This window comes from Shewanella marinintestina, from assembly GCF_023283845.1.
Taxonomy (GTDB): Bacteria; Pseudomonadota; Gammaproteobacteria; order Enterobacterales; family Shewanellaceae; genus Shewanella; species Shewanella marinintestina.
The window spans coordinates 131,110-146,967 of record NZ_JAKILC010000012.1; the positions used below are offsets into that span (position 1 = coordinate 131,110).

12 protein-coding genes and 1 pseudogene are annotated in these 15,858 nt (G+C 42.9%); 7 read left to right on the forward strand and 6 right to left on the reverse strand.

The genetic code is table 11. The features are described 5' to 3' along the window. Positions 1-628: 628 nt before the first annotated feature. Entirely contained in the window at positions 629-928 is a 300-nt protein-coding gene (locus L2747_RS14035; RefSeq protein ID WP_248999641.1) for an Mpo1-like protein, read from the reverse strand. Continuing rightward, a complete protein-coding gene (locus L2747_RS14040) occupies positions 921-1,559 on the reverse strand; it encodes a GNAT family N-acetyltransferase (RefSeq protein WP_248999642.1) in 639 nt (212 codons plus the stop codon). The genes L2747_RS14035 and L2747_RS14040 overlap by 8 nt, the downstream gene beginning before the upstream one ends. Before the next feature lie 239 nt (positions 1,560-1,798). Between L2747_RS14040 and L2747_RS14045 the strand changes: the two genes are divergently transcribed. Continuing rightward, positions 1,799-2,053, forward strand: a complete 255-nt coding sequence (locus L2747_RS14045) for a DUF2789 domain-containing protein (protein WP_248999643.1) — start codon at positions 1,799-1,801, stop codon at positions 2,051-2,053. On the opposite strand, the gene L2747_RS14050 is transcribed toward L2747_RS14045, so the two are convergent. Continuing rightward, a complete protein-coding gene (locus L2747_RS14050) occupies positions 2,050-2,442 on the reverse strand; it encodes a DUF3192 domain-containing protein (RefSeq protein WP_283107296.1) in 393 nt (130 codons plus the stop codon). The two genes, L2747_RS14045 and L2747_RS14050, sit on opposite strands and share 4 nt — an antisense overlap. Positions 2,443-2,580: 138 nt before the next feature. On the opposite strand from L2747_RS14050, the gene L2747_RS14055 reads away from it, so the two are divergent. Further along, complete coding sequence (locus L2747_RS14055; protein WP_248999644.1) at positions 2,581-2,949, forward strand: hypothetical protein; 369 nt, start codon at positions 2,581-2,583, stop codon at positions 2,947-2,949. Beyond that, on the forward strand, positions 2,940-3,713 hold the full coding sequence (locus L2747_RS14060; protein ID WP_248999645.1) for a Zn-ribbon-containing protein: 774 nt from the start codon (positions 2,940-2,942) through the stop codon (positions 3,711-3,713). Before L2747_RS14055 ends, L2747_RS14060 begins: the two co-directional genes overlap by 10 nt. An 84-nt stretch (positions 3,714-3,797) precedes the next feature. Here L2747_RS14060 and syd read toward each other — a convergent pair whose 3' ends face one another. Continuing rightward, a complete protein-coding gene (syd, locus tag L2747_RS14065; RefSeq protein WP_248999646.1) occupies positions 3,798-4,439 on the reverse strand; it encodes a SecY-interacting protein in 642 nt (213 codons plus the stop codon). A gap of 59 nt (positions 4,440-4,498) precedes the next feature. On the opposite strand from syd, the gene queF reads away from it, so the two are divergent. Then, positions 4,499-5,356 (forward strand): NADPH-dependent 7-cyano-7-deazaguanine reductase QueF, encoded by an 858-nt coding sequence (gene queF / locus L2747_RS14070; protein ID WP_248999656.1) that lies wholly within the window; start codon positions 4,499-4,501, stop codon positions 5,354-5,356. Positions 5,357-5,441: 85 nt separating this feature from the next. On the opposite strand, the gene L2747_RS14075 is transcribed toward queF, so the two are convergent. Then, a complete protein-coding gene (locus tag L2747_RS14075; RefSeq protein WP_248999647.1) occupies positions 5,442-6,368 on the reverse strand; it encodes a LysR family transcriptional regulator in 927 nt (308 codons plus the stop codon). A 263-nt stretch (positions 6,369-6,631) separates the two neighbouring features. Here L2747_RS14075 and L2747_RS14080 point away from each other — a divergent pair, with 263 nt between their 5' ends. Further along, positions 6,632-8,617, forward strand: a complete 1,986-nt coding sequence (locus tag L2747_RS14080; RefSeq protein WP_248999648.1) for an alkyl/aryl-sulfatase — start codon at positions 6,632-6,634, stop codon at positions 8,615-8,617. Positions 8,618-8,740: 123 nt separating this feature from the next. Here the strand turns inward: L2747_RS14080 and L2747_RS14085 are convergent, their stop codons facing one another. After that, positions 8,741-9,643: a 4'-phosphopantetheinyl transferase family protein gene (locus tag L2747_RS14085; protein ID WP_283107297.1), complete on the reverse strand. Its 903-nt coding sequence runs from the start codon at positions 9,641-9,643 to the stop codon at positions 8,741-8,743. Between the two features lie 457 nt (positions 9,644-10,100). On the opposite strand from L2747_RS14085, the gene L2747_RS14090 reads away from it, so the two are divergent. Next, the gene (locus tag L2747_RS14090) at positions 10,101-10,967 is read left to right on the forward strand and encodes a transcriptional regulator (protein ID WP_248999649.1); all 867 of its coding nucleotides are present in this window, start codon (positions 10,101-10,103) and stop codon (positions 10,965-10,967) included. Beyond that, a pseudogene (gene pfaA / locus L2747_RS14095) lies at positions 10,967-15,858 on the forward strand (eicosapentaenoate synthase subunit PfaA); the annotation flags it as partial. The gene L2747_RS14090 and the pseudogene pfaA, both read left to right, overlap by 1 nt.

The following is a 15,858-nucleotide window of genomic DNA, read 5'->3' on the forward strand; positions in this document are numbered from 1 at the left end:
ACTGCATATTTAAGTTTAATTTCTTACGAGCTTGTAAGAGATATCGCACAAACTTACAAGCGAATAATATAAAAACTCCAAAATAGAAGGGGCGCACCTATTGGTGCGCCCCGGGTACCACTTTATTTTAGCTTTCCCGCTATATATGCGCGATCCCTGCATCTTCCTTGGTTAACTTGCTTCCTGCTTCTTCCTTGTAAATCCATTTATATCCCTGTACTCAACGTACTGAATCCTTTCATTAGCTTATCCTAAGCTAAAATCCTCTTCCTAAGGTTGTCCTTATTGCATCCTGCAAAATTGTTTTCAGCTAAAAAATCACTTTATCCATAAAGCATTTAGCTCAATACAATCACAACTTTCTTTCTAAAAAGCGATTTCAGCTAAATCCTTTAAGCCGCGATCTCTTTCTGGTTCCCAGTTTACCTTTAGAGCCAACTCAAGATGGGGACTAATAACAATAACACAAGGAGGCAACATATAGGCAACAACACAAAGCCAGTATAACCTACTGATAAATAACAACTTAAACATCAATAGTAAACAAAGGCTCTCTTTGTAATTATTGATATCCCACAACAAGGTGAGAGATCTCTTACAAAGAAACTATCTCAATATGAATTTATCATTAATTTCTGTTAGTTAACGCTCGAAATAACATGACCCAATCAGCCATAAAGCTATATAAAGGATACTCAAATGTTGCAGGCCGATTTTTTTCAAAAATATAATGTCCTATCCACGCAAATCCATAACCAATCACAGGTAATAGCAGCAACATACCCCACTGCTGACTAAATAGAATATAGATAAAAGTAAGCACAACTAGACTACTACCAATGTAATGTAATATCCTGCATGTCCGATCTTGATGCTGCGATAAATAAAATGGATAAAACTCGGAAAAAGAGCGATAACGTTTATTCATTTACCACTCCTCGGTAAAACATAAGTTCGCCACTAACCTTGCCAACTTGTAACGGTTCAATCGCTTCAAACCCATGTTTAGCAAACAAGCTAATATGCGCTTCATGATTTGCAAAAACTCCCACCCCATCTAAATGAGGTTGCTCATCGCACCAACTAAGAACCGCGTTAACCAATTTTCCACCGTAGCCTTTGCCTTGTTCATTATTTGCTATCGCAATAAATTGCAAAATACCGCATTGATTACTGGGCAAGTTTTCTATAATAGTATTCTCTTTTTTGATAAGCGCTTGTGTTGATTGCCAGCCTGCACTTAATAACATCTTTAAACGCCAATGCCAGTAGCGAGCTTCTCCCAAAGGCACTTGTTGAGTCACGATACAGGCCACGCCAATTAGGCGTTCGTCAACAAATATACCGATTAAAGCTTGTTCTTGCTGCCACAGTTCATTGAGCTCTTCTCGAATAGCCCCACGAAGCTTTTGCTCATACTGTGCTTGATCACCAGTAAACAGTGTTTCTAGAAAGAAAGGATCATCATGATAGGCGTTATAGAGTATTGAGGCAGCAATGCGTAAATCTTCTGCAGTTAGATAAACCGCACGACAGTCTTCCATGGCTTGATTTTCCATTGTTGTTTTCCTTGAGCAAGATCACACAACACCAATGTAACAAGACTATAAATAAGTGCAATTAATAATCAATGAACACTATCGCCGTACGCGTTCATTTTAATGAAAGGGTTAATCGCAGATAAGGATATTAGTCAGGAAAGCTGAGCATCGAAGTAAAATGGTAAAAGTTAACTTTTACCATAAACAATGAACTTATCAACCATACTTAATACTAAACAATTGATATGGAATTGATTATGGATACCACGCCGCAAGATCTATCACACCTCTTCTTACAGCTAGGCTTAGCTGATGATCATTCAGCCATAGAGCAATTTATAAATGATCATCAACTAGCTAACGACATATTGCTCCATAAAGCTCCTTTCTGGACGGCTTCTCAAAAACACTTTTTGGAAGAATCATTTAATGAGGATGCCCAGTGGACCGAGGTCATCGACCACTTAGACACCTTATTAAGAAAAGCTAACTCTAACACCAGCAACAATTAGATTTTGCTATAGGCCATTTCGCCCCAACCAACTACAGCATTGTTGCTAATGACCACAGGAGTGCATTCATCTTTGGTCGTTTTACCGTCACCATGAGTACGCTGAGTTCGATAAAAAAGAACATGTACTTCTTTATCTTGTTGAACATAAGCCTCATTAAAATCAGCGGTTCCCATCAAGGTTGTGACTTGGTCTTTAGACATGCCCAAAGCGATCTTCGATAAATTGTCTCGGTTTTTATTTTGTACCTTTTCCCACGAGCCATTGTTATCCCAATCAGATTCTCCATCACCAACATTGACCACGCAGCCCGTTAGCCCTAAGCTTGCAATCCCAAAAAATGCTAAACCTAATAATTTATTTTTCACTTTAACGTCCTGTATTAACATTGCTTTTTGTTTTGATTAAAAAGCAATTAACATACCAATATTTAACCATATGTTTTTATTGGTTTTATTAGTTATTAGATTATCTGCATTAACGACTAGAGTAATGAACATACTAATGAGTAAGGAATTTGACTAACCATGAGTCCATTAGACCAAGTGCTAGCCGCAGCCAAAAGGATCTGTGATGAAGGCAGAGATCCTAGTTTAGCGCTCATTAAAACAAAACTCGGTACTAGCATCCCAATGCGAGTCTTGATCCAAGGCTTACAACAGTTTAAATCCATGAGTGCTGAAGATAAGCAAGCCATTGCAAGCCATGCTGTTAACGCTGCGAAACAAGAGCAAAAGCCAGGTATTTTATCTCCAACAGAACAAGCTGATAAAATTACCCAACTTGAAAGCGACTTTAGTGAACTAAAAAGCGAATTCGCTTCGCTAAAACAAGAATTTGATCAACTAAAACAATCTCAAACCGCCACCAAAGAGCCTGACAATACATGCATGTAATTGAATTAAGATTTGAATGCTTTGATAACACGACAATTACTGCAGCAGAAAAGGCCATCAACGGCTTACTCGAAGCCTATCGAGCCAATGGTCAGGTTTTAGGTCGCGAATTTGCCGTAGCTTTTAACGATGGTGAATTTAAAGCGCGCATGCTAACGCCAGAAAAAAGCAGCCTTTCTAAGCGTTTCAATAGTCCTTGGGTCAATAGCGCACTAGAAGAATTAACTGAAGCAAAACTGCTGGCACCACGTGAAAAATATATCGGCCAAGATATTAATTCTGAGGTTTCTAGCCAAGACACGCCAAGTTGGCAGCTGCTTTATACCAGTTATGTGCATATGTGTTCACCACTGCGAAATGGCGATACCTTGCAGCCTATTCCGCTTTACCAAATTCCAGCGACAGCCAATGGCGATCACAAACGTTTGATCCGTTGGCAAACAGAGTGGCAAGCCTGTGATGAATTGCAAATGGCTGCCGCAACTAAAGCAGAGTTTGCGGCACTTGAAGAATTGACCAGCCACCAAAGCGACCTGTTTAGGCGCGGCTGGGATTTACGTGGCAGAGTTGAATACTTAACTAAAATACCGACCTATTACTATTTATACCGCGTTGGCGGCGAAAGCTTGGCAGTTGAAAAGCAGCGTCCGTGCCCAAAGTGTGGCAGTAAAGAGTGGTTACTCGATGAACCTTTATTGGATATGTTCCATTTCCGCTGCGATACCTGTCGCATTGTGTCCAATATATCTTGGGATCACTTATAAAAAGTTATCAAAATGGCGCTGATACAATTTTACTAAAAGAAAAATATAAGCGCCATTTTTGCAATCTCTACTGATAGTTCAAGATTATTTACCGCGTAGGTTTGCCCACATCAGCTTCATTCTTTGCCAAATACCAGGATGATCAAGTTCGGGCATTGATTCTTCAATTTGCTTAATCGCTGGTGTTACTCGCGGCGTCAGCAGAGTTATAAATTCAGCTAGGCTATCAGCCAATTTTTGAGTTTGCACTTCACCAGGGATCTCAACCCAAACACTACCATCACTATTATTAACGGTTAGCATTTTATCTTCCCCCTCTAACACACCAATGAACCAGGTTGGTTCTTGCTTAAGCTTTTTCTTCATCATTAGATGACCAATAATATTTTGCTGCAGGTACTCAAAATCAGTTTGATTCCAAACTTGGATCAACTCGCCCATGCCCCACTGTGAATCAAAATATAACGGCGCAGCAAAGTGACTGCCAAAGAAAGCATTTATATCCGCTTGTAAACTTAACTCGAGAGCAGTTTCAACATTATCAAATTGACCAGCTTGTTGGCGTTTAACCGCTTGCCAAAAAACTGCGCCATCACTGTCTAACTCGCCAACAATACAGTCAGACTCTTGCCCTTCAGCATAATATCTAGGCTGTTCACCCAATTTATCCATGTAGGCTTGTTGATATTTAGATAAAAAAAGATCTAAAGCAGGTAAAGAAGACACTTAAGCCAGTTCCAAAATCAGTTATAATAGGGGTCTATTTTGACATGGAAACCGTATTGATGACACAACATCATGATCCCTATAGTAACGCGCCCGAACTTTCTGAACTAACACTTGGAAAGTCGACTGGTTATCAAGAGCAGTATGATGCATCTTTACTACAAGGCGTGCCGCGTAAATTAAACCGTGATGCAATTGGGCTGACAAATGAATTGCCATTTCATGGCTGTGATATTTGGACAGGTTATGAGTTATCTTGGCTAAATGCCAAAGGTAAACCAATGATTGCGATTGCCGACTTTAATCTTAGTTTTGATAGCAAAAACCTCATTGAGTCTAAGTCGTTTAAGCTTTATTTAAATAGCTATAACCAAACTCGGTTCGACAGTCTATTCGATGTACAAGAGCGCTTACGTCAAGATCTAAGTCAGTGTGCAGAAGGTGAAGTAACGGTAAAAGTTATCGAACCTAAGCAATTTCATCACCTACGCGTAGTTGAAATGCCAGGCACTTGCATTGATGATTTAGACATTGAAGTCGATGACTATAGTTTTAATCCAGACTATTTAGTTGATAGCCTTGATAGCAAAGCCATAGTTGCTGAAACACTGACTTCAAACTTATTAAAATCAAACTGCCTTATCACCTCTCAGCCAGACTGGGGCACAGTGATGATCCGTTATCAAGGGCCTAAGATCGATCGTGAAAAGTTACTGAGATATTTGATTTCATTTAGACAACACAATGAGTTTCATGAGCAATGTGTAGAGCGTATTTTCGTTGACCTAAAACGCTTCTGCCAATGTGCAAAACTCACGGTTTATGCTCGCTATACTCGCCGCGGAGGTTTAGACATCAATCCATATCGCAGTGACTTTGAGCATCCTGCAGACAATCAACGTCTCGCTAGACAGTAAAATCAGCATTAGTGATTAACACTAACACCTAAAAATAAAATGCCTATAAGCCTCAGCTTATAGGCATTTTTTATACCTATTCCCATTAAACCGTAACAGCTAGCCCTTTTAGTTTTATTGCTAAGTTCAACTGCTTTCTAAGCCAAATATTGGCAGGGTTCTGCTCAAGCTTGTGGCTCCAAACCATGTAATACTCAATGGGCTCAGCCGCAAAAGGTAAATCAAAAACTTGCAGACCAAAAAGGTCGGCATATTCGTCGGTATAAGCTTTTGATGCGATTGCTAATGCATCACTCTTAGACGCTACAGACATCATACTTAAAATCGATGATTGCTCGCTGTGCATCTTTCGTGCAGGTAAAACATGTTTGGTTAAGAGATCGGCAACACTTAAGTTGTAGCGACGCATTTTAAAAATGATGTGCTTTTCATTAAAGTATTGCTCTGGCGTCAAAGTACCTTGGATCCTGGGGTGCGATTTTCTAGCGACACAAACTAATTTATCCTGCATTACCTTTTGACTCTTAAATGCAGCCGACTCCGGCAGCCAAATATCCAATGCTAAATCAACTTTCTCCAACTGCAGATCCATCTGCAACTCTTCTTCTATTAACGGTGGCTCTCGAAATACGATATTGATAGCCAGATCTTTTAGCACATGCTCTACAGTGCCTTGCAACAATTGTATGGCAGACTCGCTCGCATACACATAAAAGGTGTGCTCACTTGAAGCAGCATCGAATGCCTCAAAACTCGCAGCAACTTGCTCAATCGTTGACATAGCCGGAGCAAGTTGTTGATACAGAGTCATTGCACTCGCAGTGGGCTTTACGCCCCGCCCTACTCGTATAAATAACTCCTGACCAACAACTGTCTTTAATCTGGCAACCGCATTACTGACCGATGACTGGGTTAAGTCGAGTTCTTCTGCAGCTCGACTAAATGATGAAGTTCGATAAACCGCGGTAAAAACCCGAAATAGATTTAAATCAAATGCTTTTTGCTGCGACATAGCTCTTACAGGCCCCGATGCCAAAACCAAGTAACTAAATTAAGTGACTAAATCAAGCGAAAGCTACAGGTGTAATCTTGCAGCTATTACCACTCAATATATTCATATTATAAATAGTAATCTCTAGGTTAGCCCTAATTATTAATCAATTCAAGTTACCTATACTGGCCTCAATTAAGCAGATGTCTCATTAGTGCCCTACAAACTAATTGCAACATTGAGACATAAGGCTTTGAACGAATTCAATCTTATAAGGGTGACTTATGAAAAAGACTCTACTTGCAATCTCAATCGTGTCAATTTTCTCGTTTAATGCACTAGCTGCTCAACACGAGCATGACCACATCACTGTGCATTATGAAGGCAAGGATGCAACAGAGCATACTATTGCTCATAACCAAGCGGTGGCAGAGACATTAAACTTTGCAGATACTCGCGCATTTGAGCAGTCATCTAAAAACTTAGTGGCTAAGTTTGATAAAGCGACCGCCGATATTCTGCGCGCTGAATTTGCTTTTATCAGCGACAACACTCCAGATTCAGTCAATCCATCACTGTATCGCCAAGCGCAGCTCAATATGGTGCCGAATGGTTTGTATAAGGTTAGCGACGGTATTTACCAAGTGCGCGGAACTGACTTATCTAACCTAACGCTTATTCGCAGTGATAATGGGTGGATAGCTTACGATGTGCTATTAACCAAAGAAGCTGCAAAAGCATCACTTGAGTTTGCGTTAAAGAATCTACCTAAAGATGGCGACTTACCTGTTGTCGCCATGATTTACTCCCATAGTCATGCCGATCACTTCGGCGGTTCTCGCGGCATTCAAGAGATGTTCCCTGATGTCAAAGTCTACGGCTCAGATAACATCACCAAAGAAATTGTTGATGAGAACGTACTTGCCGGCAACGCCATGAGCCGCCGCGCAGCGTATCAATACGGGGCAACACTGGGTAAGCATAATCACGGTATTGTCGATGCTGCGTTAGGCAAAGGCCTATCAAAAGGTGAAATAACTTATGTCGCACCAGACTACACCCTAAACGGCGAAGGCAAATGGGAAACCTTAACCATTGATGGTCTAGAGATGGTGTTTATGGACGCATCAGGCACCGAAGCGGAATCAGAAATGATCACTTATATTCCGTCAAAGCAAGCGCTTTGGACCGGTGAACTAACTTATCAAGGTATGCATAATATCTATACGCTGCGCGGAGCAAAAGTACGTGATGCACTTAAGTGGTCGAAAGATATTAATGAGATGATTAATGCCTTTGGCCAAGATGTACAGGTGTTATTTGCCTCACACTCAGCGCCTGTTTGGGGTAACCAAGAGATCAATGAGTTCCTTCGCTTACAGCGCGATAACTATGGCATAGTGCATAACCAAACCTTGAGGCTCGCCAACGATGGTGTCGGCATTCAAGACATTGGCGATGCGATTCAAGACACGATTCCCGAGTCTATCTACAAGACATGGCATACCAATGGCTACCACGGCACTTATAGCCATAACGCTAAGGCGGTTTACAATAAGTATCTAGGTTACTTTGACATGAACCCAGCAAACCTTAATCCACTACCAACAAAGCTTGAATCCGCTAAATTTGTTGAATACATGGGCGGCGCTGATGCTGCAATTAAGCGCGCTAAAGATGATTATGCACAAGGCGAATACCGCTTTGTTGCAACGGCATTAAACAAGGTGGTGATGGCAGAGCCAGAAAATAACGAGGCTCGTCAATTACTAGCCGATACTTATGAGCAACTTGGTTATCAAGCTGAAGGTGCAGGCTGGAGAAACATCTACTTAACTGGCGCCCAAGAGCTCAGAGTTGGCATTCAAGCGGGCGCCCCTAAAACCGCTTCGGCAGATGTTATTAGCGAAATGGATATGCCAACACTATTTGATTTTCTTGCCGTCAAAATTGACAGCCAAATTGCCGCTAAGCACGGTTTAGTTAAGATGAATGTTATCACTCCCGATACCCAAGACATTCTCTATATAGAGCTCAGTAACGGTAACTTAAGCAATGCAGTGGTCGACAAGGAGCAAATCGCAGATGCCAACCTTATCGTTAATAAAGCCGATGTAAACCGTATTCTACTTGGCCAAGTCACCTTAAAAAATCTGCTAGCAAGCGGTGATGCCAAACTTACAGGCGATAAATCAGCCTTTGGAAAAATTGCCGATAGTATGGTCGAGTTTGCCCCTGACTTTGAGATTGTACCAACACCAGTAAAGTGAGCAGTCTGACCCTAGATAACAAAAGCGAGAAATAAAACCGGGGCTATTTATAGCCCCGGTTTTTTATTGTTTATGTAAACTGCTTGGCTTAAAGCCTTAGCTTAAAACCGCCATCAAATAGCCTTATAGTTCAGGCTGTAATAGCGTTTTAAAATCAACTTGCTGTGCCTTAATACTCACTTGCTGACATTGGCCTATGCTCATTGCAAACCGGTAACTGTCATCAAGATGCCCAAGCCAGCAATGCCAATTTTTTGCAGGCTGCATGGTTTGTATCTCTAAAGTTGATGTATCAGCAGCTTGTTTAGCTTGCATAATTGACAGGCTGATATGTTGTTTCAATAGAATATGCCGAGTACTAAGCTTGCTAGTAGGAGCATCACCTGAGCTTGAAATTTTAGTTACATCAAGCTCAAGTGGTGTTTCACTTAGCGAGGAAAAATCAAAAGCAAAAGACTTAAGTGATAATGCAAGGCCTAGCCCTTTGGCTTTAATATAAGATTCCTTAAGTGCCCAAAGATCAAAAAAGCGCTCCCGCTGTAATTCGGCTGGCAGTGCAAGTAACGCTGCTTTTTCAGGTTCAGAAAAGTAATGGCTCAAAATTGAATGAATATTGGTGCTGCTGCGGCAACGCTCAATGTCGACGCCAAATTCTACAGCATCTAGATTATTACGCTTTTCAGCCTTAGGCACACAGATCCCAACCAATAGCCAATCGCCACTGTGACTCAAATTAAAATGAATGCCAGTTTGCTTGAACTGAGTATCACTTAATCTAGGCTTACCTTTTTCACCGTATTCAAAGCGCCATTCATTGGGCAATAAATCACTGTGCTGTGACAGCAAGGCGCGCAAATACCCCCTTACCATCAAGCCTTGAGTTTTAGCCTCTTGCTTAACGTAGCGGTCAACCTTAACTAACTCGTCTTCAGGTAACCATGACTTTAGCAACGAAGAAGTTTGGCTGTCACACTCTTGAATGGTTAACGGGCAAAAGTATAAGCAAATAGAATACGACTCCGACAAAAGATCCTCTATTACAAATTGATATTAATACCATTGTGGCTTTTTTATTTCGAAAAAACAGCTGTCTATTACAAGAAAGTTTTTCAAACATAGCGCAACCCCCTCTTTATTGCCAAAGGGTGCTACAGACCTAAATACAACTAGATACCTAACAGTTATCAACTGGTAAATAAAGTGTAACCAACCTTTAATTCAACCCAGCTCACACTTTTTATTTTCCGCTTGATTTAACTAGCTAAAATAGCACTTTAGCGCACAAGTGTTCTCTCAATCTGGTCGTATCTGTAATTATTCAGTCCCAGGTGATTGTATTGACGTATAAGCTCAGGTAGTCTGCTGTGCCATTAGCTCAACAATATTGACTAAATGATGATGAAATGTGGCTTAGCGCTAAGTTCACAGCTAATTTCATCCTCTTAAAGTCCCAACAGATTATTAACGGATACCCGCTAAACTGATGGCAAAAATAAATAGTGAACACTTAAGTGAAGTCAGTACGACTTCGAATAAGTGTACGCAGATAGAGACTGATAGTCGGCATAGCAATGCCACCACCACACCAGAGATGCGCCGGTTCATACAAGAATCAGATCTCAGTGTCAGTCAACTTTCTAAAATATTGAATATCAGTGAAGCTACCGTGCGTAAGTGGCGTAAACGTGACTCTGTCGAAAACTGCCCGAATACTCCGCACCATCTCAATACCACGTTAACTCCACTGCAAGAATATGTGGTGGTCGGTTTACGTTATCAATTGAAAATGCCGCTAGACACCTTATTAAAAGCAACACAAAAGTTTATTAACCCAAATGTGTCGCGTTCAGGGTTAGCAAGGTGCTTAAAGCGATATGGCGTATCTCGAGTTAGCGACATTGAAAGCCCTAATGTGCCGATGCGTTACTTTAATCAAATCCCAGTGACTCAAGGCAGCGATGTGCAAACCTATACCTTGCACTACGAAACGCTAGCAAAAACCTTAGCGCTGCCTAGCACCGACGGTAACAATGTGGTGCAAGTGGTTTCACTCACGATTCCACCACAATTGACCGAAGAAATACCCAGTTCAATTTTGCTCGGCATCGATCCTCACAGCGACTGGATCTATCTCGACATTTATCAAGATGGCAATACTCAAGCCACAAATCGATATATGGCCTACGTACTCAAACATGGGCCATTCCATTTACGAAAGTTACTCGTGCGTAACTATCACACCTTTTTGCAGCGCTTTCCTGGTGCGACGCCAAATCGCCACACCTCAAAAGAAACGCATACAACAAACAACAAGACGCCTGACTCTCAGGCACCCAGCGGAGACTCATAATGAGCCAGACCTCTAAACCTACAAAATCAGCAAACGCGACTGAGCAAGCACAAGACTCACAAGCTGATTCACGCTTAAATAAGCGCCTTAAAGATATGCCAATTGCCATCGTTGGCATGGCAAGTATTTTTGCTAATTCTCGTTACTTGAATAAGTTTTGGGACTTAATCAGCGAGAAGATTGATGCCATCACCGAATTACCCTCTACTCACTGGCAACCAGAAGAGTATTACGACGCTGATAAAACCGTAGCCGATAAGAGCTACTGTAAGCGCGGTGGTTTCCTGCCAGATGTTGACTTCAACCCAATGGAGTTTGGCCTGCCGCCAAATATCCTAGAGCTTACCGATTCATCACAGCTATTATCGCTGATTGTTGCTAAAGAAGTATTAGCCGATGCCAACCTGCCTGAAGGTTACGACCGAGATAAAATCGGTATTACTTTAGGTGTCGGCGGTGGTCAAAAAATCAGCCATAGCCTAACAGCACGTCTGCAATACCCAGTATTGAAGAAAGTATTCGCCAACAGCGGTATTAGCGACACTGACAGCGAAATGCTGATCAAGAAATTCCAAGACCAATACGTACACTGGGAAGAAAACTCATTCCCGGGATCTTTAGGTAACGTGATTGCTGGTCGTATCGCCAACCGTTTTGACTTTGGTGGCATGAACTGTGTGGTCGATGCAGCCTGTGCAGGCTCACTTGCCGCTATGCGCATGGCGCTTACAGAGCTAACCGAAGGTCGCTCTGAGATGATGATCACCGGTGGTGTATGTACCGATAACTCACCGTCTATGTACATGAGCTTCTCAAAAACACCAGCCTTTACCACTAACGAAACCATTCAGCCATTTGATATCGACTCAAAAGGCATGATGATTGGTGAAGGTATTGGCATGGTAGCCCTTAAACGCCTTGAAGATGCCGAGCGCGATGGCGACCGCATTTACTCTGTGATTAAAGGTGTGGGGGCATCATCTGATGGTAAGTTTAAGTCTATCTACGCCCCTCGCCCATCGGGTCAAGCTAAAGCACTAAACCGCGCCTACGATGACGCTGGTTTTGCGCCGCACACTTTAGGTCTGATTGAAGCTCACGGAACAGGTACTGCAGCAGGTGACGCAGCAGAATTCGCCGGCCTTTGCTCAGTGTTTGCTGATGGCAACGATAGCAAGCAGCACATTGCGCTTGGCTCTGTTAAATCACAAATTGGCCATACTAAATCAACAGCGGGTACCGCTGGTCTAATCAAAGCGGCCCTTGCACTGCATCACAAAGTGCTACCAGCAACGATTAACGTCAGCCAACCAAGTCCTAAGCTTGATATTGAAAACTCGCCATTTTATTTAAACACTGAGACACGTCCATGGTTACCGCGTGTTGATGGTACGCCGCGCCGCGCGGGTATTAGCTCATTTGGTTTTGGTGGCACTAACTTCCACTTTGTACTAGAAGAGTACAACCAAGAACACAGCCGTACTGACAGCGAAAAAGCCAAATATCGTCAACGCCAAGTCGCACAAAGCTTCCTAATAAGCGCAAACGATAAAGCTGCGTTAATTAACGAGCTAAACACACTAGCAGCATCAGCGAACCAAGCAGAATTTATTCTTAAAGATGCAGCGGCAAACCACTCAGTCCGTGAGCTTGATAAAAATGCGCCACGTATCGGTTTAGTTGCAAACACCGCTGAAGAGTTAGCAGGCCTAATTAAACAAGCGCTTGCAAAACTGTCTGCAAGCGATGATAACGCATGGCAACTACCAGGCGGCACAAGTTATCGCACCGCAGCAATCGACGGTAAAGTTGCCGCACTGTTTGCAGGGCAAGGTTCACAATACCTAAATATGGGTCGCGACCTTGCTTGTTATTACCCAGAGATGCGTCAGCAATTTGTGATGGCTGATAAGGTATTTGCTGCAAACGATAAAACACCGTTATCGCAAACCCTTTATCCAAAGCCTGTATTTAATAAAGATGATTTAAAAGCACAAGAAGCCATTTTGACTAATACTGCCAATGCTCAAAGCGCAATTGGTGCCATTTCAATGGGTCAATATGATTTGTTTACTGCGGCTGGTTTTAATGCCGACATGGTAGCTGGCCATAGCTTTGGTGAGCTAAGTGCACTATGTGCAGCAGGTGTTATCAGCCCTGATGATTACTACAAACTAGCCTTTGCCCGTGGCGATGCCATGGCAACTAAAGCCCCGGCTAAAGACGGCGTTGAAGCTGACTCTTCACAGGATAATGGTAGCATGTTTGCAATCATAACCAAGAGTGCTGCAGACCTTGAAACCGTTGAAGCGACTATTGCTAAATTTGCTGGCGTTAAAGTCGCAAACTATAACGCACCAACTCAATCTGTCATTGCAGGCCCAACAGCCACAACTACAGATGCCGCTAAGGCGCTAAGTGAGCTTGGTTATAAAGCAATAAACCTACCAGTATCGGGTGCATTCCACACTGAATTGGTTGGTCATGCTCAAGCACCATTTGCTAAAGCGATTGACGCAGCTAAATTCAATAAAGCTAGCCGCGCACTTTATTCAAATGCCACTGGCGCGCTGTACGATGCTACCGCTGCAAAGATTAAAGCCTCGTTTAAGAAACATATGCTTCAATCAGTACGCTTTACTAGCCAGCTAGAAGCTATGTATGACGCCGGTGCACGCGTATTTGTTGAGTTTGGTCCGAAGAACATCTTACAAAAGCTTGTTCAAGGCACGCTGGCCAATACTGAAAATGAAGTTTGCACAATCTCTATAAACCCTAATCCTAAAGGTGATAGTGATCTGCAGCTTAAGCAAGCAGCAATGCAACTGGCCGTTACCGGTGTTGTATTAAGCGAAATCGACCCATACCAAGCCGATATTGCCGCTCCAGCTAAAAAGTCACCTATGAGTATTTCGCTAAACGCTGCTAACCATATCAGCAAAGCAACTCGCGCTAAGATGGCCAAATCTTTAGAGACTGGCATCGTCACTTCACAAATCGAACATGTGATCGAAGAAAAAATCGTTGAAGTAGAGAAGTTGGTTGAAGTAGAGAAGCTCGTAGAAAAAATCGTAGAAGTCGAAAAGATTGTTGAAGTTGCAGCAGTTACATCAGGTAACGAGCAAGCCACTTATCATTCAACCAATGCAACCCCAGTTGAAGCCCATTCAGCTCAAGAGAATCAAGTAGTGTCTAAAAATAGTAAGCCAGCAGCGCATAATATTAGCAGCGATGCACTCAGCAACTTTTTTGCCGCCCAGCAGCAAACAGCCCAGCTACATCAGCAATTCTTAGCTATTCCACAGCAATATGGTGAGACGTTCACCACATTGATGACAGAGCAAGCTAAGCTGGCAGGTTCAGGAATTGCGATCCCAGAGAGCTTACAACGCTCAATGGAGCAGTTCCACCAGCTACAAGCGCAAACACTACAAAGCCACACGCAATTCCTTGAGATGCAAGCGGGCAGCAATATTGCCGCATTGAACCTGCTAAATGGCAGCCAAGCAACTTACGCTCCAGTCATTCACAATGAAGCAATTCAAACCGAAGTAATTCAAACTGAAGTAATTCAGAGTCAAGTGGTTGCTCAAGCTGCGATTGCTGCGCCAGTTAACACTACGCCAGCTCAAGCTACGCAAGCGCCTGTAGCAGCTCCGGTACAATCAGCTCCAATTCAAACGGCTCCAGTACAAGTTGCTCGTCAAGCTGCGCCTGCTCAAGCGACTATCGTTCCGACCCATACAAGTGTTGCGACTACAACGCCTTCAGCCTTGAGCGCGCAAACAGCCTTGAGCACTGAATCAGCCTTGAGCGCTGCAAAGGTTCAAGCCACTATGCTTGAAGTGGTTGCCGAAAAGACCGGTTACCCAACTGAAATGCTAGAGCTTGAAATGGATATGGAAGCTGACTTAGGCATCGATTCTATCAAGCGCGTTGAAATTCTTGGCACAGTACAAGATGAGCTACCGGGTCTACCTGAGCTTAGCCCTGAAGATTTAGCAGAGTGCCGCACACTGGGCGAAATCGTAGCGTACATGAACAGCAAACTTTCATCTGTTCCAGTTACTGCTTCTGCGACTATTGCACCAGCTGTAAACGGTTTGAGCGCTGAAACAGCCCTGAGCGCAGCAAAAGTGCAAAGCACTATGATGTCAGTGGTTGCTGAAAAGACTGGCTACCCAACTGAAATGCTAGAGCTTGAAATGGATATGGAAGCCGATTTAGGCATCGATTCTATCAAGCGCGTTGAAATTCTTGGCACTGTACAAGATGAGCTACCGGGTTTACCTGAGCTTAGCCCTGAAGATTTAGCAGAGTGCCGCACACTGGGCGAAATCGTAGCGTACATGAACAGCAAACTTTCATCTGTTCCTGTTACAGCTTCTGCGACTGCTGCACCAGCTGCAAATGGTCTTACTGCTGAGACAGCCTTGAGCGCACAAAAGGTACAGGCTACTATGATGTCAGTAGTTGCCGAAAAGACTGGCTACCCAACTGAAATGCTTGAGCTTGAAATGGATATGGAAGCCGATTTAGGCATCGATTCTATCAAGCGCGTTGAAATTCTTGGCACTGTACAAGATGAGCTACCGGGTCTACCTGAGCTTAGCCCAGAAGATCTAGCCGAGTGTCGTACTCTAGGCGAAATCGTTAGCTATATGAACTCTAAGCTTTCTACAAATGCCGCTGCGTCTCTTAATATTAGTGCTGCAGCGCCTCAAGCAGCTGCTATTCCTGCAGCGAATGGTCTAAGTGCTGACAAGGTACAGGCGACTATGATGTCTGTGGTTGCCGAAAAGACTGGCTACCCAACTGAAATGCTTGAACTTGGCATGGATATGGAAGCCGATTTAGGTATCGACTCAATTAAACGCGTTGAAATTCTTGG